Source organism: Pedobacter cryophilus (assembly GCF_005116455.1).
Taxonomy (GTDB): domain Bacteria; phylum Bacteroidota; class Bacteroidia; order Sphingobacteriales; family Sphingobacteriaceae; genus Pseudopedobacter; species Pseudopedobacter cryophilum.
Genome location: NZ_SWBP01000007.1, coordinates 42,130 through 63,077 on the forward strand (window position 1 = coordinate 42,130; position 20,948 = coordinate 63,077).

At 32.6% G+C, this 20,948-nt stretch carries 11 protein-coding genes; all 11 read right to left on the minus strand.

The window, feature by feature from the left end; all coding sequences use genetic code 11:
• Positions 1-15: 15 nt before the first annotated feature.
• The 11 genes from FA046_RS15675 to FA046_RS15725 all read right to left on the minus strand — a co-directional run bounded on the left by FA046_RS15675 (position 16) and on the right by FA046_RS15725 (position 20,585).
• On the minus strand, positions 16-1,917 hold the full coding sequence (locus tag FA046_RS15675; RefSeq protein WP_136827487.1) for a RagB/SusD family nutrient uptake outer membrane protein: 1,902 nt from the start codon (positions 1,915-1,917) through the stop codon (positions 16-18).
• 10 nt (positions 1,918-1,927) lie between these two features.
• Complete coding sequence (locus FA046_RS15680; RefSeq protein ID WP_136827488.1) at positions 1,928-5,107, minus strand: SusC/RagA family TonB-linked outer membrane protein; 3,180 nt, start codon at positions 5,105-5,107, stop codon at positions 1,928-1,930.
• Between the two features lie 567 nt (positions 5,108-5,674).
• Entirely contained in the window at positions 5,675-9,811 is a 4,137-nt protein-coding gene (locus FA046_RS15685) for a hybrid sensor histidine kinase/response regulator transcription factor (protein WP_136827489.1), read from the minus strand.
• 234 nt (positions 9,812-10,045) lie between these two features.
• Positions 10,046-11,731: a glycoside hydrolase family 43 protein gene (locus FA046_RS15690; RefSeq protein WP_205943683.1), complete on the minus strand. Its 1,686-nt coding sequence runs from the start codon at positions 11,729-11,731 to the stop codon at positions 10,046-10,048.
• Positions 11,732-12,278: 547 nt separating this feature from the next.
• A complete protein-coding gene (locus FA046_RS15695) occupies positions 12,279-13,847 on the minus strand; it encodes a glycoside hydrolase family 43 protein (RefSeq protein WP_136827490.1) in 1,569 nt (522 codons plus the stop codon).
• Between the two features lie 83 nt (positions 13,848-13,930).
• Entirely contained in the window at positions 13,931-14,824 is an 894-nt protein-coding gene (locus FA046_RS15700; protein WP_136827491.1) for an alpha/beta hydrolase, read from the minus strand.
• A 403-nt stretch (positions 14,825-15,227) separates the two neighbouring features.
• Positions 15,228-16,475, minus strand: coding sequence for a protein NO VEIN domain-containing protein (locus FA046_RS15705; protein ID WP_169303392.1), 1,248 nt, complete (start codon positions 16,473-16,475; stop codon positions 15,228-15,230).
• A gap of 59 nt (positions 16,476-16,534) precedes the next feature.
• Positions 16,535-17,494 (minus strand): hypothetical protein, encoded by a 960-nt coding sequence (locus FA046_RS15710; protein ID WP_136827493.1) that lies wholly within the window; start codon positions 17,492-17,494, stop codon positions 16,535-16,537.
• Between the two features lie 2 nt (positions 17,495-17,496).
• Entirely contained in the window at positions 17,497-17,832 is a 336-nt protein-coding gene (locus FA046_RS15715) for a hypothetical protein (RefSeq protein WP_136827494.1), read from the minus strand.
• Positions 17,833-17,892: 60 nt separating this feature from the next.
• A complete protein-coding gene (locus FA046_RS15720; RefSeq protein ID WP_136827495.1) occupies positions 17,893-18,555 on the minus strand; it encodes a competence protein CoiA family protein in 663 nt (220 codons plus the stop codon).
• A gap of 818 nt (positions 18,556-19,373) precedes the next feature.
• Complete coding sequence (locus FA046_RS15725) at positions 19,374-20,585, minus strand: hypothetical protein (RefSeq protein WP_136827496.1); 1,212 nt, start codon at positions 20,583-20,585, stop codon at positions 19,374-19,376.
• Positions 20,586-20,948 lie beyond the last annotated feature (363 nt).

The following is a 20,948-nucleotide window of genomic DNA, read 5'->3' on the forward strand; positions in this document are numbered from 1 at the left end:
TTTGAATAATGATTTTTACCAACCTGGATTTTGTTTGAACTCTGGATAAATATTTACATCAGATCTCTTTAAAGGCAACCAATAGTGCTTTTCTGAAAAAGGGCGTTGTAAAATCACTCGTTCTCTGTAATTTGCTACTCTATTTAAGCTTGGATTGATAGCAGGATTTAAAGTCCCTACTCTATCAAATTCTGCTGCTGTTTTTAAAGTATAAGGTACTTCAATTAATTGCATCCATCTTCTTAAGTCATTAAATCTATGTCCTTCAAAAGATAATTCAACTGCTCTTTCACGTCTTACTTCATTCATAAATTCTGTTGGAGAACCTAAAAACTGAGCAGCAACACGACCAACTCCAGCTCTATCACGTAAAACGTTTATTGCATCGGCAGCTGATTTACTATAATTTGGATCTTTTGCGGTTGCTGAACCATAACCAGCTGCTACAGCTTCGGCATACATCACGTAAACATCAGCCAATCGCATGTACGGCACTTTAATATTAAGGTTTTGACCGTATCCGTAACCTTGATCAAATCTATTTGCAGTTATAGGAGTGAATTTATACAACAAATAACCTGTTCTACTTCCTGATCTTTCATCTCGGAAAGAACCACCTGTGAAAAGATTGGTATATCTGTTTCTTTCATCGCCAGCAGGCATAGAACCTTGTACAATTTTTACCCCATCAAATACAATATCTTTGTAAAATCTTGGGTCACGATCTTTCCATGGAAATTGTGGATCATAACCAGAAACTGGATCTGCCTGGCTTGAATTTTTGATAGGTAAACCATTTTTCATCCCATAATAATTCACATAATTAGCTGTTGGAGAAAAAACAATATTGTCGCCTTCTATAATAGAAGGAGTATATTGTTTAGCTGTACCATAGGTTGAACTGTGTGCACCCCAATAAGGTCCTTGGAATATCGCTTCTCTATTATTACCATCTGCACCACTTGGCATTTGCCATGATTGACCAAATGTGTAGAAGTTGGTATTATACTTTGCAAATGGAACTAAAGCATATGGAGCTTGTCCGCTTTCACACAAGCTCAATAATTCGCCAAATGCAGCAGCTGCTTTTTTGCTTAATTCTGCATCATAAGTTTTGCTTCCTTTTGATTCATAATTCATTAAAGGACTAGCCGCCCATAGGTAGTTTTTACCTAAGTAACCAAGCGCCATTATCTTATTTATTCTCAATTGATTTTTCCCGCTGGTAATACTTCCAGCTGCGGTATTATCCCAATTAATAGGTAAAAGATCTGCTGCATCTCTAAAATCTTTTGCTGCTTTTTCTGCTGATTCTTGATAGCTTAATCTTGGAAGGTTAAAAACTTCATCAGCAGGAACAACTTTATCAACGTAAGGCAACCCGCCAAAATATTGGATAAGCATAAAATGGAACCATCCTCTAAAGAATAAAAGTTGGCCTTTTATTAAATTACGCTCCTCTTCCGTAGCATTTACCAATAAATCCATATTAGCTAAACCCAAATTTGCTTTACGTATGCCATACCAAGCTAATGGATATAGACCTTTTGAAAATCTATCATCATTTGTGTTAGCGCCGTTGTTATCCATCCAACCTGCTCCCCATCCATCAAATTCTCTTTGCCATCCCCAAAAATCACCGTTATCTATTTTGACAACTAAATGGAAATTATTGGCAGTGGTTTGAATTTCATCCTCACCAAAATTGAAACTGTTTGTCCAATAACGATTTGTAAAATCAGGAATACAATTGTAGAGCTCCTCTGTGTATCCTTGAAAGTTTCTAAAATCTTTAAAAGCTATTTCTTCAGAAACAATTGATTCTGGTTCTTTATCTAAATATTTTTTGCAAGAGGTTACCCCTGTAAGTATTCCTGTTAATAAAATTAATACGAATGTTTTTATCTGCTTTTTCATAATGATTAAATTAAAATCTAATATTAGCTCCTAGGTTAAATCTCTTTACTGTTGGATATGCGCCTTGTGCAGCCCAGCCTTGACCGCCAGAACTTTGAAAGTTAGATTCACGATCATCAGGCATTTTTGTCCATACATGTAAATTATTACCGTTTACAAAAACTCTTAAAGAAGACATTCCTGCTCTTTTTACCCACTTTTGATCAAATGTGTAGGCAACTTCTGCATTTTTCAATCTTAAGTAAGATCCATCATACATAAAACGGTCACCAGAAGTGTAACCACTTGGAGTAGAACCCCATCTTGGCATTGGTAAATCAGCACCAGTATTATCTTTTGACCAATAACCGCCTTCTTCATATGCTACTGGGTTTTGAGAACCAAATGTGCCTAATACAACTTGACGAGTAACATTATTTACCCCATAGAACTGAGTGAAAAGACTGAAGCCTTTCCAATCAAAACCTAAAGTTGCATTGTAGGTGTTTTCTGGTGCTCCTGAGAATCCGTAAGGGATATTGTCATTTGCATCAATAATTCCATCAGCATTGTAATCTAAAATGTGATAATTACCAGGTAGTTTTTGATTATCATTTACGTTGTGTTGGGTACTACCATATAATTCATCCCATGAATTATAATAGCCACTGCTTACGTAAGAATAGGCTTGACCAATTTGCTTATCTATAGGCTTAGAATATAAAGGCAACAGTTGTGGAACATCAGCTGCTAAAACTTCATTTTTTGCCCTAGTAAAATTGATGTTAGACCAAAGCCTAAGATTTTTATTTACATTTTTATTTAACTGAATATCAAATTCATACCCTCTAGAGCGCACACTACCTACGTTTGCAACTGGTGCTGCTGCACCAAAATATGATGGTACTGCTCTGTTACCGCCTGAACTTAAGATATCGCTTCTATCATCTTGAAATACATCAACACTTCCTGTTATGGCGTCTTTAAAAAATCCGAATTCAACTCCAAGATTCTTTTTTGTTACTTTTTCCCATCTTACGTTAGGGTTACCCACTCCGGTTTCTCTGTACCAATTGTATGGACTTTGCTCAGCATCTACACCAGTTATTCCTAATCTTGTTCTTCCTCCAAAACTCCAATTACTTAAATAAGCAAACCTTGGCGCTCCACCATCATCTCCAATTTGACCGTATGAGCCTCTAACTTTTAATAAGCTGATGAATTTTAATGGCTTCATAAACTTCTCTTCTGACAAAACCCATCCTAAGCCTCCGGAAGAAAAGAACTCGAATCTATACTCAGGTCCAAATCTTTCTGATCCGTTATAAGCACCGTTATACTCGAAAGTATATTTACCTGCATAATTGTAAGTAGTACGGAAAACCCAGTCCTCTCTGTAAGATGGAATTCTACTTCCGTTAGCACTTTCATCTCTACTCCACAAGCCCATAGCCGTAAGGTTATGTTTGGTTGCAATAGTTTTTACATAGTTTAATTGTAGTTGAGAAAACATACGGCGGTAAGTAGCATTATCATCTACGTTACCAGCACTACTTGCCCATCTTACACTTTCTTGAAACTCTAATTGTGTATTGATATCCTTTGATTCTCTAAAAATTACCGCACCAGTTTCTGGATTTATCCATTTACGTTGAACGCCGTTATTTGCATCATTAATACCCCTAGCGTTTTCTACGAAAGTGTTATCTAAAGACAACATCCCTTTTGCTGTTAAGCCCTTTACCAAAGCGCCTAAATTTTGATCTAGCGAAAAATCAGTGGTGATTCTTGATGTGGTAACTTGCTGAATACCACTTGTTGATAAAATTTGGGCTGAGTTTAATCCCATTTGCTCATTAGGACTGTAATAACCCCAAGTACCATCAGCATATTTTGGAACATAAAGGTTTGGAGCTGTAGAATAAGCCGCTGTCCAAGTGTTGTAAGGGTTTACACCAATCCAAGGTCTTTCTGTTACCCCTCTAGAGCCTGAAATATTTGTTTTAAAAACAGTTGTTGGCGTTAATTGAAAATCTAAATTACTTCTAACGTTTAGTCTGTTAAAACCATAACCACCAGTATAACCTCTATTGTTTTCAAACTTTCTAAATAAATCTGCTTCATCTAAATAATCTACAGATGTAAAATATTTAACAAATGCAGTTCCCCCGCTTACGTTAATGTTTGCGTTGTAAGACATTGCATTATCTCTAAAAAGCGTATTTACCCAATCAACATTAGGATAGCGTTCTGCTTCTTCCAAGTTTGCTGGATTTCGGTATTTCAACATAATATCCATAGGTTGAAAAGATGTCCATGCTGTTGGAGTTAAAGCTAGCTCGTTTTCTATTGCTTGATTTCTTACAGCAAACATGTCATAAGAATCTAACTTACCAGGTAGCTTTGATACTGATTTCATTACCGTATTTACAGAGGCTCTTATCTCTGCTTTTCCATCACGACCTCTTTTAGTGGTAATTAAAATAACACCATTAGCACCCTTTACTCCAAAAACTGCTGTAGCAGATGCATCTTTTAAAACAGTAACAGATTCTACCGAACTGATATCAATGTTATTTATTGATCTTTCTACACCATCAACCAAAACTAAAGGACCTGCATTATTCCAAGTGCTTCTTCCTCTAATTAATATTTGAGGATCTTCATCACCAGGCATCCCGTTGCTGGCAGTTGTAATTACACCGGGTAAATTACCTGTTAAAGCAGCACCAAGACTTGATACACCACCTGTACGTTCTAATACTTTTGAGGTTGTTTGCGTTATAGCACCCACAACGCTCTGTTTCTTTTGAGTACCATAACCTACTACTACAACTTCATTAAGTTGAGCAGCATCATCCTTAAGAATAATTTTAACATTAGTTTTACCTTTCGCACTAATTTCTTGGGTAACCATCCCAATAAAAGAAAATGTAAGAAAATCATTCTGATTGGGTAATTCAATTGCAAACGAACCGTTTATATCAGTAAATGCTCTTATGGCTGTTCCTTTAACCGTAACGGTTACTCCCATTAATGGGCTGTCTGTAGCGTCTACAACCTTACCTCTTAACATTTGCTTTGTTTGCGCAGAAGCACTACCAAAAACTGTTAAGAGAATAAAAAGAAAGATGTAAACTCTAGAGAAATTTAAGCTTGTTAGCAACATGGTTTTGCACAAGCCAGTTAACACTTTATTGTTTTTTTCCATTGTAAAATATTTAAAAGAGAAATCGAATTCTTACAAGAAATTAATTCTTGTTGTAGGTTTTAATAAATAGGTAATTGATGATTGATTCATCAGTTTCTGAATTCGATAAGCTAATGCCTTAAGTAAGTTTTTTTTCATTTAATAAAATTTAGGTTGGGTAAGTTTTTTAGGTCGCAATCGATTGCTATACAAAAGCAATTTATTTATACCAAGCGATTAAGTTGGAGCTATCATATTGTTTTAATTTAGTTTGGTTGTATCCACTAATAGGAGTGGTTACTTATAATTAGTTAATCTAAAGTAGTCTACTTTACTATTTAGCAATAGTACATTTGTTTATAATGATGCTAAATTTGTTCAAACCAAAAATTGATGCTTTAATAAACTATTTTTAGGATAAAAGCGCTTAAAACACATTTAAACAAATATAATTGAGTCTCATTTTGATGATTCAAATGTGCAAATGATTCAACAAATGGTTAGAAATGTACAAATTGAAAGAAGGCTCTAAAATTTGAAGAAAATTTATGGGAAGAAAGGCTTGATTTTCTACAGCCGCAAAAGAGTTTAAGAGTTTAACTCATTACGCTTTAAGTTAATATACTCTGAGGGTAGCATATTAAATCTCGATTTAAAAGCTCTTGCAAAATAATTAGGAGTAGCAAAACCAACCGAATAACAAATTTGGGCAACATTTAAATCGCTTTTTTCTAGCAAAACTGCTGCTTTGTCTAACTTTACAGATCTTATAAACTCTACCGGAGTTTCTCCAGTTAATTCTAATAATTTAGAATAAAGAGACCCTCTACTCATCCCTATGCTTTTACTCATATCTTCAACTGATAACTGAGAATTATTTAGGTTGTCTTCTATATATTGTAATACTTTATTTAAAAGCTTTTCGTTTTGAGACTCTACCGCTACTTCTGTTGTAGAAACCTTAATTTGCTTAGAGTAAGTATTTCTAAGTCTTTGATTAAGAGTAAGTAAATTTCTAATCTTAATATTTAAAATTTCAAAATTAAAAGGTTTGGTTAGGTAATCATTTGCACCTGTTTCTAACCCTAATAATTGATTTTCTTCACCAGTTAATGCGGTTAATAACATCACGGGAATATGGTTGGTGCGCTTATCAGATTTTATTTTGCTACATAACTCTATCCCGTTAAAATATGGCATACTAATATCACTCACTACCAATTGTGGATGAGCTGATAAAACCTTTTGCCATCCTTCTTTTCCGTTACTAGCTTCAATAATTTTATAAAAGCTTTGTAAATTATCTTTTAAATAAAATCTAAAATCATCATCATCCTCAACCAATAATACGACTGGAAGTGTAGCATCTGGAATATTTAAACCACTATTATCTTCAAGAATTGAAACATTACTTTCATCATCTATAGATTCAAACTCTTCTTCTGATACTGGTAAATTGGTTAGCCTTTGGAAAGGGAAATGAATGGTAAACTGTGAGCCTTTACCAATAATGCTCTCTACCTCAATAGTGCCTCCATGCATTTTTACAAATTCACTTGCTATAGATAAACCAATACCACTTCCTTGATTTAGAATTGATTTACTAGAATCATCTTGAAAAAACCTATCAAAAACTTTATCCTTATTTTCTGGATTTATTCCAATACCTGTATCAGAAACAGAGAGTTTTATACCTTGTGAGCCATCAGATTCTTCAATTTTTAAAAGTATTTCGCCACCTTTTAAAGTGAATTTGAATGCATTGGATAACAGATTGAATAAAATTCTCTCAATTTTATCATGATCAAATGATGTAAAGTAAAAGGCTATTCCGCTTTTAAACTCGAAGTTGATTTGCTTCCGCTCTGCTAAATCTTTAAAAGAATCTGATAGTTCTTTTGAAAAAGAAATAAAATCTCCTTCAGCTAAGTTTAGCTTTTGCTCATGTGTTTTTAAATTTCCAAAATCAAGCAGCTGATTCACTAAATTGAGTAACCTTCTGGCATTTCTGCGAATAATCTTGAGTTGAAAATGATATGGTGAATCTTTTTCATGTTGTATCAATTGATCAACAGGCCCCATGATTAATGAAACTGGCGTTCTAAACTCGTGACTTAAATTTGTTAAGAATTTAATTTTAAGTTCATCAAATTCATGCAGACGTTCGGCTTCTCTTCGCTCCTCTTCAATTTGTTGCTTTGCTTTAAGTTTTTCTTGTTCAAGGGCAAAATCAAATTTCAACTTTTGAATCCCTCTATGTCTAATGTAAAAAAGTATAGAAACAGCTGCTATCAAATAGAAGAGATAAGCATAGATAGTTAGCCAAAAAGGCGGTTTTACATAAATTATTATTGATGTTGGATTTGAATTCCAAACGCCATTTATATTACTTGCTCTAACTTTTAAAACATACTCGCCAGGGCTAAGATTGGTATAAGAAGCAGTTTTTGACGATTCAACAAAATTCCATTTTTTCTCAAAACCCTCAAGCTTGTAGGAGTATTTATTTTGTTGTGGGGTGGTATAATCTAGCGCAACAAAATTTATAGAAAAGCTTTGCTTGTAATCAATCTCTATTCTTTTCGCTATTGAAATATGCTCTTCTAAAGGCGAATCAGGACCTGGATTAATGGTTTTATTAGCAATTTTTAACTCTGTAAGAATAACACGAGGTATAATCTCATCTATTTTAAGTTTTGATGGATCAAAGTAATTTAAACCATCTAGCCCACCAAAAAATACGGTTCCGTCTGTTTGCAGTAGGCCAGCTCCTAATACATAATTGTTATTTTGTAAACCATTATGGAAGTTGTAGTTCTTAAACTTTTTTGTTTTCAAATTAAAACTACTTATACCCAAATTTGTGCTGCACCAAATTAATCCATGTTTATCTTCAATTAATTTGTAAATAACCGAATTGGCTAAACCTTGCTCCTCTGAAAATGATGTAAAAGCTTTGGTTTTGGCGTTAAATATACTTACTCCGCCACCCATTGAGCCTACTAATACTTCACCAGAATTGGTTACTAAAACAGAAAGAACAATGTTAGCGGGCAACTTGCTATTATTAACCGTGTAAACTTGAATGCTTTCTGATTGTGGGTTATAAACGCCTAAACCAGAACCATGCGAACCAATCCAAATGTTCCCAAATTTATCTTCTCCTATTGACCGGATATAAGCGCTGCTTAAAAATGAAAATTGGTTTGCATCTTTCTCGTTAGAAAATTTTTTAATTTTTTCTGTAAGCGGATTATAAACATTTAAGCCATTCCCATTGGTGCCAATCCATACATTTCCTTTTCTATCCTCTTTAATTGCAAAAACATCATTACTGCTTAAACTTAAATCAGAATTACCTTTTTTGAATTGTTTAATGGCTTTTGTAGTGGTGTGATATCTAAAAAGACCAAGTGAAAATGTACCAATCCATAATTGATTACTTTTATCCTTTTCTAAAGCTTGTATAGGTAAATCGTTTAAATAATTTTCGTTCGCTTGAATAGAAATGTGGTTGAAGAGCCCTGTTTTTTTATCATATAAATGTAGCCCGCCACCATCAGTACCAACATAAACCAAATTACTTTGAGAACCTTTTGCAAATGAAGTAACAACGGGTGCTTTTAAACTGTAATTATCAAAAGGGTTGCTTTGCTTTAAATGAAAAATAGGTAAGTTTTTATCGTATTTATTTACTCCGCCTTGGTAGGTGCCTAACCAATGGATATCATCTTTATCAATAAAAACATACCGAATAGATTTGGTGGATAAGCTGTTTTTATTTCTACTATCAGGGAAGTAATTAGAAATTTTATTGGTTTTGATATCCAAAATATTCAATCCTTCATCGGTTCCTATCCATAACTTTCCCCCTTTATTTGCGGCTACATGATAAATCAATTTATCATTTAAATAGGTATTAATGGTTTTAGAGTAGTTTATAAAATTGACTCGATTGTTACCCAAGGTAATCAGCCCATCATCAGTTGCAAACCAAATATTATGATAAATATCCTCGGTTATGCTTTTTACAGCTTTGTTAGACATTCCTTTTGGAACAGCCGAATTGGCATCAAAGGTGGTGAATTTTTTTCGGTTATTATCAAATAATAGCAACCCACTTGAAGTCCCAATCCAAATTCGCTTTTTACTATCTTCAAAAAAACAAAGTCCTATTTTTGAGGCCGTAAAGGGCGAGAGTTCATTGGTGATTTTAGACTTAAGAATATTCTCATAATTTGGATTTATGTAGGTTAAACCACTAAAATGACCTATCCAAATTTTACCAAAACTATCTTCGTTTATAAATCTAATGATGGGATTAATTTGATTGGCTTTTTCATCATTCAAGAAATTTATAAAACAGTCTTTTTTTCTATCATAAACACTTAAAGAACCTCCGTCAGTACCAATCCATAAGTTACCTTTTTTATCCTCATAAAGTGCCGAAACTGCATTAACAGGTAAACTTGTTTTATCATTTTGCTTATGGCGATAAACAGTAAAATTAGTGCCATCATACTTATTTAAGCCATCCTCGGTACCAAACCATAAAAAGCCATATTTATCTTTTGCAATTACATTTATGGTGTTTGATGATAAGCCAGATCTTGAAGTAATGGAGGTGAAATTTATCTCATTGTTTTGACAGTATGCTTGATTTGCAATAAGCAAGCATACCACAACAAATGAAAAAAAAGACTTATTAAACAAATAGTTTAACATAATTAAGCGTAATCCTCATTAAAATTTGAGAAATGAAATTGGTTTATATTCTGATTCTAGAAACGAAAAGGAAATCGCTTTCAAGAAAAAAATATTGGTTTTAACAAATATATATTAACCATTGAAAACTATACAATAAATATAAAATATTAAAAACATAAGTTTTAATAGACTTCAATGTAGAAAAAACACTAAATAAACTTCTATTCACACAACACTTTAAAAATTAGCTGCTTACTTAAAAGTCTCGTCATTTCCGCTATAATTAAACCACTTAAACTGTGCTGCATTGGTTGATTTAACACCTAATGAAGTGGTGTACATGCCGTATAATGCGCCAACAAAACCTCCTGCTACTCTGGTGCTTAAAAATTTACCGTCCAAATCTTTACCAAGTGTTTGCCAATCGTTCTTTTTTGTTGCATAAGAAAAAGAATATTTATCCTTATTTGAGTTGATTTTTAAATAAACCTTTTTTACCGGCTCATTAAAAGAAGTTTCTTCTATCAAATCCATCTCTTTTGTTTTAGGGTTACTTTTAAAAAGTTGGATGACCTCTTTGCCATTTTTTACAGATTTACAGATGTAGTAAAAATGCGTTTCGTTTTGAAAAATCGTTAAGCCTGCTTTTTCATTATCCTGCTTTGCAGAAAAATCCATTTCGACAATAGCCTCGCTTGTTAAATGCTGTTGACGTTTACCTAAAAAAGATGGGTTTGCAGCGCCCATAATAGTTTCTGGGCTTAAATTCATGGTTAGGTAATTTTTGCGAGTTTGTAAGCTGTACCAATCGGCTTTATTAGTTCTCAAGAATAAAAATTGTGAGTTTAATGAATCTTTAAAATCAAATTTATAATCAAAATTTCCGTTCAATGGAATTGAATTTTTAAACTTATGTTCTTTCCAGCTTACCGGATACTCGTATAAAACTTCTTCATTATCTGGGTTGATAACCGGCCAACCATCAATCCATTTTACTGGAGCAATAAAGGTTTCTCTTCCTGTATTATAGTAATCCCCCTCATAAGGTCTAACTGCAATAAAAATGGCATAAGTTTTTCCATCAGGTCCTTCCACTAAATCAGCATGACCAGTAGAAGTGATAGGATTTTTACGATTAGGATCTAAATGTCTTTGGGTTAGAATAGGATTTTTTTCATAAGCAATGTAGGGTCCTCTCGGATTTTTACTTCTCAGCACAACTTCAGAATGGTTAACCGCAGTGCCACCTTCGGCAGCCATTAAATAATACCAACCTTCTCTTTTGTAAATATGTGGGCCTTCTATCCAAATAGGTTTTTTACTGATATCAACTCCGCCGTTTACTAAAAGCGTTTCTTCTCCTATTACTTTTAAATTAACTGCATCAAACTCATACATTCTTAAAGTTCTATGTCCGCTGTATAATGATTTATTATCTGGTGGATTACTATTATAAATGATGTAAGCTTTATTATCATCAAAAAATAATGAAGGATCAATTCCTCTTACTTCTCTTATATATACTGGATCACTCCACGGCCCAGCCGGATTTTTTGCCGTAACCACAAAATTTCCACCATTATCTATATCCGTACAGGTTACATAAAACAAACCATTATGGTAATTAATGGCAGGCGCAAATAATCCACGACTAACAGTTTCTCCCATAAAATCCATTTGTGAAGGCCTAGTAATTACGCTTCCTATCTGTCTCCAATTTTTTAAATCTTTACTGTGTAAAACTGGTAAACCAGGAAAAAATGAGAAAGTAGAATTAACCACATAATAATCACTTCCTACTTTACAAATTGCAGGATCGGGGTAAAAACCAGAAAGTATTGGATTGGGTAGCGTAAGTTGAGAAAATGCTTTAGAACTAAAAAAAGTAAGAGCGAAGATTAAAGAGGTGTACGAAAAAAGCTTTTTGTAAATCATCATATCAATTAATTTGTAATTGCGTTTAAATTTAGTTTTGGTAGAGCCAGCATACTCATGCTTATATATTTGACACAAAACGAGTATAAAAGCTCTTTTTGAAAATTGGTCTTAAATTTTATAACTAGTGAGGTAAAAGTAATTTTATCGACTGTGCAAATACCTGTCAATTGTGCTAAATGATAGTACAAATGTTCAATCTCAAATTGATTACAAAATTTAAAAAAAGATTGCCTAATCATAAGCCTTTAATTATCAGAAAGAAGCGAAAAAAATTTATAATTTTAAATATCGAAGAAACAGTTAGAACAAATTTTAATTGATGTTTATATAATCCAAGATTAAACCAAAAAAAACAGAGTCTTGGGAGGACTCTGTTTTACCAATTAAAAGATATATAACCTAACATTTAATGAGGTATAAGATTTAAATTAGAACAATTCATCTTATCCTCACAAATAATAACCGCAACAATATTACCTAACACAGCTACTTTGGCATTTCTCAATTTATCAAAATGATGGAACTTATGTTAAACTTATTTATTAGACTACTTAATAATCTGATTTTCTATTCGGTAAAAGTCAAAATCTACAAAGCCACCTGTATTTTTGGTTGAATAATTAAATAATCCATATCTATACCCCATAAAATGTGGAATGGTATAACTCATTTTTAATGGTTTGCCAATAGCGTTCCAGATTTTACCATCTAAACTGTAAAAGAAGTTTGCTACATCTTTTCGATTAGTAAAATCACAGTCTGCTTTTAAATAAACTATGTTTTGCGTTAAGAGTACTTTTTCTTGCTCAACCGCTTTACCACTTTCTGCATTCACAACAACAATAGATTTTACTCCATTTTCATACTTTACACCTACTAAACCATACTTACTTTGCAGTAAAGCTAGGCCTGCAAAATCGCCATCTTTCATATTGCTTAACTCAATTAATGTATTTGCTGATGATTGCGGACCAATAGTGCGTTGTGTTAACGTATTTTTAGCTTGTAAAAATGCGGTGTCTAATCTGCCTGTTTTAAGTCTTAAATATCCTTTACGCTCCGTAACCGACCATAATTGATGATCTGGATTGTGATTCCATTGCCAAACTAAAGGCAAAGCTTTATCTTTCTTTTTGCGCTTGAATTTGTCAGACGCAACAATATTAGGAATTAAGCCTTTGCTTGCTGGTAATTCTAAGGTTTGAGGAACTTTTCCGTTTTCGCCTAAGACAGGCCAACCATCTTCCCACTTTACTGGAACTGTGTAAGGAATACGACCAACAGAACCAAAATCTCTAAACAAATAAGCGTACCAAACACCTTCAGGCGAATCAATTAATCCACCTTGAGCAATACCCATATCTTGCAAAGCAACTCTGCCCTCATAAGGACCGTTGATATTATCAGCTCTATGAATTACAACTGTACGCATTCCGCCTCTAGGCCAAGTAATGTTTACCAAATAATATTTATTGTTTACTTTAAAAAGTTGAGATCCTTCTGCAGGAAGACCTCCATTTGAACCCGATGGAGCACTTGCATTTTCAATAATTACCTTTTCTGAAGTCCCAGGTCTTACTCCAGAAACATCTTCATTAAGTTCAACCAATTTAATTTTTCCTGCTCCGTAAACTAAATATACCTTTCCGTCATCATCAAAAAATAAAGAATGATCATGATAACTCGGTCTAAATGAAATTGATTTCCAAGGACCTTTTTCTATATTATTTGTGCTATAAATATGTGTTTTACCAGTGCTCTGAGAAAAAGTGCTTACATAATATATTCCTTTATGATACCTAAAACTACTCGCCCAAGAACCTCGCCCATAAGTATTTTTTCCATTATCGAGATTCAATTCATCGTTACTTTCTAAAACATCATAAGCATAACTCACCAGTTCCCAATTCACTAAATCTTTTGATTTCATGATAGGTAAACCCGGGCTCATGTGCATGGTAGTGCTACTCATATAATAAGTATCGCCAACCCTAATCATTGATAAATCTGGCACATCAGCAAACATGATAGGATTTTGAGCTCTTGATTGCGCCCAACTTTGATTGTTGGCTAGTAAAAAAAATAATGCAACAATACTTAAAAATAATTTTTTCATGTTTTGATAATGAGTTATTTGCAATCATAACATCCTAGTTAGGAAGCTCTGATTTGCTATAGTAATTTAAGATTTTGAAATGGCTACCATCCATATTTCTTCATCCAATCGTAAAATGGAAGCATCCAAGTATCATGTTTAAAAATAAAACCATGACCTCCTTTTGGGTAAATATGCAATTCTGTTGGGACCTTTAGTTGTTTCAACCTTTGGAAATAAACTATACTGTTTTCTACATCTACCAAAGTATCATCTGCTGCATGTATCACATACGCAGGCGGACTTTGAGCATTTAATTGCATCTCGTTTGAAAAATTATCTAATACACTTTTAGAAGGATTTTTGCCAAGTAAATTGGTTCTAGAATCAGGATGCGTTAAGCTATCCCGCATGCTGATTACAGGGTAAATTAGAACTTGAAAATCGGGTCGAAGGTTGATTTGATTTCCATTTTCGATTAATGATTCTTGATAATGCGTTGCTAAGGTTGATGCTAAATGCCCTCCAGCAGAAAAACCCATCACGCCCACTTTATTAGGATTAATACCCCATTTTAAGGCATTCTCTCTGATTATTTTAATGCCTTGTTGCGCATCTTGAAGAGGTCCATTTTTTTTATCAATCATTAATTCATCATCAGGTAATCTATATTTTAAAACGAAAGCTGTGATCCCTCTGCTAGCTAATTGCTTTGCCGTATTCACTCCTTCTCCATCATAAACTAAAACTTTATATGAACCACCGGGGCAAATTAAAATCGCTGTTCCGGTTGCTATGTCCTTTTCAGGAATAAAAACTTGCAATGTGGGTTTAATTACTTGAGAAATAATACCTGCTTTTGAAACCTCAACAGTTTCATTTGAAATAGGCTTTTTAGAATTTGGAATCTCCTTGGGATATAAATCAATAAAATTTTGAGCTGTTGTTTTGAAAGTACTTAATAAAATAAAAATGCTTACAATTAAAAGTGCCTTCATTTTTGATTTCGTTTTTTATAGTTTATGTGGAAAATAAAACCTTCCAAACTCTTATGATTTTGATTGCTTTTAATATTTAGCCTGAGTCAAAAATAGTTTTTTGTAAGAGATTTGAATAGGAGGATAGTAAAAACTAATAGCCTAAATGTTCAATTTGACTTTTTTGAAAAGGATTATTTTTAATAGATTTATTTACGGTTAAAAATAATAGCAGAGGGAAAATAGAAATTTATATAAAGCAAAAAGCCGCTAAACTTATCGTAAAGCGGCTTTGTAGCCCGTAGGGAAAAACGAACCCAATTTTTGTCTATTTAAAGTGCCTTTACTAACCAAAAACACCTGTTTTCTGTTCACAAATGTTCAAATCCTTTTACCCAAAAAATTTACCCTATTTTAAATAACTCTAAATTATCTTTTTTGCTCTCATACTTATCTTATAAGCAGTAGGACTAATATCTACGCCCACATTTTTTGGTGAGAATGGATTACCCAAATCCCATATTTTAGGGGATAAACTAAATATATCGAATACATAATAAATACAGTAATTTGAAAGAGTTTCGGCTTGAGACAATTCGAAGGCAGTTATAAAGAAATTGGGGTCAGCCTTCATTTTTGAGGTTGACTTAACTTCAATATACTTCTTCTTATTATCTAAAGTCCAAGATACAATATCATAACCTAAGCTATCATTTTTTCTAGCAACCCATTTAACTTTCTTTGCTAAATCAGGTCTCCCATTTTCTATTAAATATTCTTTTTCCCATATTTCGACGACATGCTCTCCACGGTCACCAATAGCTTTATTCCTAAGGTTTAATTTCTCATAATTTTTCTTTTTTAATAATAGCGAGCTTCTTCTTTTTTTATCTGGAATGATAAAGTCTTTGTCTATTTCTAAGCCTGTGATAAAACTAGGATTAAGTTTACCTATTTCTGGAAATTTAGGAGCTTTATCCTCTTCATTATTTAAGCTAGTATTATATAAATACGTATAGAGTTCATCATTTATGAACATTGCAAATTTCATTAAAGACCATGGTTTCATTACATCGTCTTCATTTTTCCATTTTATTAGGCGTAATTGATTGTAAATTGGTTCTTCAATAAGACTAGCTTCGTCATCCAAATTAAAATACATCAGTATTTCATTTAGATACTCTTTTGAATATATGCTTAAATATTGGTTTGGGAAGTATGTCGCTAACAATTTACCTTTAAACTTATCTGGTATGATTGAAAGAGAAATACTTCTGTAGTCGTGATTTAAGCCTAAAATTAATAGGTCGGAAATTTTATGCTTTAAATTTTCAAATGCTGTATTGAAATCATTTCCATACTTATTTGTGATTCTATACTGTTTTTTAGAATTTTTTCCATATTTACCATAATATGCTCCATATTGGCTTGCGTTACTACCTGAGATTTTACCAAAGTTTTCTAGTTTTTTTTCCATCCAATAACAAAAGCTTTCTATGTCATCAACATACCTCCTTCCAAGGACATATTCTTCCTTTGTGAGGTCTTTTAAACTCTTAATTGGAAATTCGACATAAAAGCTTGCTAATAGGCTTTCTATTTCATTTATTCTTCTATTATCGAAATAATTTAAAAACCTTATTTGGTGTTCTCTAAATATATCAGTTGTCATTTGGCTTGAAGGGTGAAATTGAAGATAGGTAAAGTTAGGGCTCGACATGTCGATATGTTTTAAAAATAAAACCAAAGAGTGCTATCGAATTTTATCGGGGTTAGGTTTTTTATTTTTTCAAAATCATGCCTTAATTCGACTGGATATAAGGTTTGAAGTTGAATGACCCGTTCTTTTGACTTCCCCTTCTTGTTAAATTCAATTTCTTTAAACCACAATGCAAAATGAGTATCATCCAATTTAAAAAAAAGCTTCTCTTTGTCAAAGCTATTACAATCTACTACTAAAGAGTAATTTTTTAACATTTCTAATATTTGCTTTGGTAGGTTTTTATGTTCAAAATGTTTAATAGTGTGATAAGATTTTTGTTGATGTTCCATGACTGTCTCAGCAAAGTGTCTAAAAAGAACATGAATATAAACATAGCTATCAATTACAAACTTATGATTACATATGTTAACAATATCTTCTTTACTATTTCCCTCATCATAGTATTCAAGAACCGTTAAATAGAGAAATTTACTATGCAAAATTAAACCCTTTCTCAAAAAATTGAAATGATTACTTCCAAAGTGCATTTGGGTGCAATAACTTTTTAAAGATTTTATCTGCCTATTGGTTTCTATTGCGATATGCCTTTTAATTTCATCAGTTAGACGAAGGTTTTTAATGACAGTTTCTTCCCAAGATAAGAAATGCTGATTTAAAAACTCAGCATCTTTTCTTTTTTGAGATTGATTTATTTTTCCATCAAAGTCATAAGCATCTCCCCAACCTTCATGATTATTTATATAAAGAAGATATTTATCTTGAAATATACAATCGTTACACTGAGAGTATTTTAGGGCATCTATATTTTCATCTCTTTCATTGCGAAATAATTTCAATTTTCCACAAATATGTCTTGCTTCAGCAATGGTCAATTTCTGATTGGCGTCTAACTTATCTATAAGTTCTTGAGTTATTCTTTGTTGGAGCAAAAAATCCTTATATAGTAGCTCTTCTCTTGAAAAACTCATAATTAACTAACTTTATAAACATAAAATTTTTTATTCCAGACTGATTGACCTTTGATAACTAAACACTCGTTTTTATTGTTTTTTGTTGGTCTTACAATTAATGCATCATTGTCCTTCAACAATAATTTTTTAGCTAAATCCAATTTATCAATTTGTGTATCAGCATCAATTTTCCAAAAAGAATTATTGAATTTAAAATAACCAAAAACGCCTCTATTGCTACCTTTTATTTGACCATCAAGTCTAATATATTCTGGTTTAGATTTCTTTAATGGAGCAACTAAAGTTTGGTATAGTTCAAAAAATGTTTCGAATCTTTGGGGTTTTGATTTGCTCATAGGTTGTTTTGAGCAATTTAACAATTTTTTACTTTTAAAGAAACACTATCAATTGAATCCTCAATTAATAAACTTATTCTTTTTTGATTTTGTGAAGTTGACAATGACCGAAACTAAAGCAATAAGCCCCAAGACTAAAACAGATATTAACTTGAAGTCGATTTTATACGATGTTTTTGAAATCGTATTTAACTCATCTTCCCAATAAATAATACTTTTGTTTTTAGGCACATTCAACACAAAATTCTTGATGGAGTCTCTTGAATTTAATGGACATCCAGACATATCAATCTCGACACTTTTAAGCTTTGAAGTTTTGTAAAAAGTGTTTTTTCTCTCTGTGTTCTTATGACGATGAAAGATTTCAAAATAGATTTGAACGCCATCTTCAAGCTCTGCTGAAACATCCGGTCTAAATGATTTCAATGGTTTTTCTGAAGTTGAGTTTCGATAATTTAGTTTTTCATATTTTGGGAACACCATAGATTCACTTTCCACAATAATTTCTTTTGCCAATTTGTGTAAAGCTGTTTCTAAGCCCCCAGAACAATCAGAATCACTATGGTGACTGAAATGCCAATCTTTCTTTTTTCCTTGATTTGCAATTAAAGGCTCTTTACAGCCAAAGCAAGTGCAACCACAAGCAAGTCCATTGCCGGAATCTCTAATATGTAAAGCCTTTTGAGTACTGGTATGAAGTCCTATTGTGATTTTTGCTGACATTCAATAACTCTAAGTATAAATTACTTCGTTTCACTAAATTAGCATGAATTTCCCAACTTTACTTAAAAACCAATAAGATTATCAGTTTAGCCCCCAATCGTTGCGCTCTCAAGCTATTAATTGACTTAAATTGAGAGTTCCGGTTCATCTCATCTCTCAATTTTAAAGTTCTAAAGGTTTGTTTGAATCTGGGATAGATATGATATTCTCATCAAACAATTTTAGTCATCAAAGCTCAAGCTTTCAAACAACCAATGCTTGGTTATGTGTTAAAACAGTTCTCTTTTATTGGAAACATGGTATTTCCATGAATCTTTCATCACTTCCTTTGAAGTTCCTACATTCAAATAATCATTTATTCTACATAAATCATAGTAGTATAATTACACTTATCCCCTTTGGGGACAAGCGTAATTAACTTTGGGAATTTAAAGTGAGTATAAAACATAATTTCTTCAATGCTCAAAGAGCAAAAATTTAGCTTTAAAGTCTTTTTAACTGTTCGTTTGTTCGGAAAGGTTCTTTGGGTTTGATGAATCAAGTTGATTGACTTGTTATTCTGATTCGAGTGCAGTAGATTATTAGAGAAACTGTTTCATATAATAGTTTTACTCAACTCAAGATCAACGAAAACTGATAAATTCTGAGGTATAAAAAAAACGCCGACAATATTAAAATGTTGATTATCAGATCTTTAAGTAGACAGCATGGAAAAACGAACCCAATTTTCGTCTATTTAAAGTGCCTTTACTAACCAAAAACACCTGTTTTCTGTTCACAAATGTTCAAATCCTTTTACCCAAAAAATTTACCCTATTTTACTTATTCTTATTATAGAATGAAATAAGTGCCCAATTGGATTTGTCATGATTTGTTAAATCTTGATCGTACCTTAAAAAATTATTCTCAGTTTTTACGTTTTCAATTAGCAAACTATTTGGGTCTACATCAAGGAGCCATTCATCCGAACCTTCTAAAATAGGATCAAACCAATTAGCCTTTTTTCTAGCCCATTCAATCCAAGCCATCAAATCCTCTGTTAAAACGTTATTCGCAACAGCATTTTTTTCAACTTGAGTAATATAATCCCGAAGCAAAACAACCTCATTCCATCGTCTAGAATCATTTAAGACTTTTCTAAAAGAACTAAGCTCAAGTTTTTTCCGATGCTCAAATTCTTGAGCTAACTTCCTTTCTTCATCATATTTACGATGCCATTCTTCATTTTTAATACGTTCTATCTCCAATTTTCTACCAAATAGTTCAAGTTTTGCGACTAATTTAGATACTTGTAATTCAATTGGTATTTTTCCATCCTTACAAGATACTGAAGCTCCAAAGTGTTCGAATTTTAAAATTAAATTCCCATTGGGTCGAAGATTGGTTCTCTCCCAATTGTATTCTTTAACTATTTCTTTTGTTTGAGATTCTCTAAAAGTCATTTTAACATTCTCACCACCAAGTTGAATAAAACTCTCTCTTTCAGAGACTTTAAATCCAACCCCTCTTTTGCGCATAATCTTAATAAAAGTATTTAGAATACATAGTGTTCGATTTAAGTTCTCAGGAGTTACTCGGACATCAAGTACATTTAAGCCGGGAAATGATAACTCACCTAATTTGTGGAAATCCTTCTTTTTTTCTAATGATTTTTCTAAACTAAGAATTAACGGGTCGGGATCTATTAAAATACTAGGAACTGATAAATCAAGAGATAAATCTTGTTCTAGTGATTTTTGTATTGTCATTTGCTCAGAGAGTTCAGATTCAATTATATTCCCACCTTCTCCCCTTATCGATAAACTGAGTGAATCCTCATCCTTTTCATTATCTAGGAATGGTTTAACTTCAACTTGCTTACCTGCTCTAACTTTACTCCAATATCCTGAATCAGGCAATGGAATATCCATTCTAATACATGCCTTTCTTAAACCTACATCTGAAATATTGTATCTTTTAGAAATAGATAAAAGAGATTCTGACCATACCAACTCATAAAGCTGTCGTCGATTAAATAAGATATTATTCATAATTAAAGCAGATGTATTTACAATACTTCTAAAGCAAAATGGGCAACAACTTGGTTTTGAATTGGATTTTGCCTTCAATGTCTTAAGTAACTGCAAGATAAAAAATTTCACATTTCTTATAATGCATTATCTTGAATTATTTATTTTTAACCTGCAAAATAAATTAAACATTAAAATAGCACCTTATTTGCTTGATATCGAAAAAATCAGGGTAATGTTCAACTCGATGACCAGTCGTTGCGCCCCCAAGCAATAAACTGTCTTAAATCGCAAATCTGCCCTCAACTATTTCTTTATTTTCACTTATCCGTTTAGACTTCAAGCTAAAATGTAAGGATTATTTTGACCTTGGGCAATTTAGTT

Excerpts from the sequence above, each read along its gene's own strand:
- FA046_RS15690 (WP_205943683.1), bottom strand. The coding sequence starts at position 11,731 with ATGATGATTTACAAAAAGCTTTTTTCGTACACCTCTTTAATCTTCGCT.
- FA046_RS15695 (WP_136827490.1), bottom strand. The coding sequence starts at position 13,847 with ATGAAAAAATTATTTTTAAGTATTGTTGCATTATTTTTTTTACTAGCC.
- FA046_RS15725 (WP_136827496.1), bottom strand. The coding sequence starts at position 20,585 with ATGAATAATATCTTATTTAATCGACGACAGCTTTATGAGTTGGTATGG.
- FA046_RS15705 (WP_169303392.1), bottom strand. The coding sequence starts at position 16,475 with ATGACAACTGATATATTTAGAGAACACCAAATAAGGTTTTTAAATTAT.
- FA046_RS15680 (WP_136827488.1), bottom strand. The coding sequence starts at position 5,107 with ATGGAAAAAAACAATAAAGTGTTAACTGGCTTGTGCAAAACCATGTTG.
- FA046_RS15715 (WP_136827494.1), bottom strand. The coding sequence starts at position 17,832 with ATGAGCAAATCAAAACCCCAAAGATTCGAAACATTTTTTGAACTATAC.
- FA046_RS15685 (WP_136827489.1), bottom strand. The coding sequence starts at position 9,811 with ATGTTAAACTATTTGTTTAATAAGTCTTTTTTTTCATTTGTTGTGGTA.
- FA046_RS15675 (WP_136827487.1), bottom strand. The coding sequence starts at position 1,917 with ATGAAAAAGCAGATAAAAACATTCGTATTAATTTTATTAACAGGAATA.
- FA046_RS15700 (WP_136827491.1), bottom strand. The coding sequence starts at position 14,824 with ATGAAGGCACTTTTAATTGTAAGCATTTTTATTTTATTAAGTACTTTC.
- FA046_RS15720 (WP_136827495.1), bottom strand. The coding sequence starts at position 18,555 with ATGTCAGCAAAAATCACAATAGGACTTCATACCAGTACTCAAAAGGCT.
- FA046_RS15710 (WP_136827493.1), bottom strand. The coding sequence starts at position 17,494 with ATGAGTTTTTCAAGAGAAGAGCTACTATATAAGGATTTTTTGCTCCAA.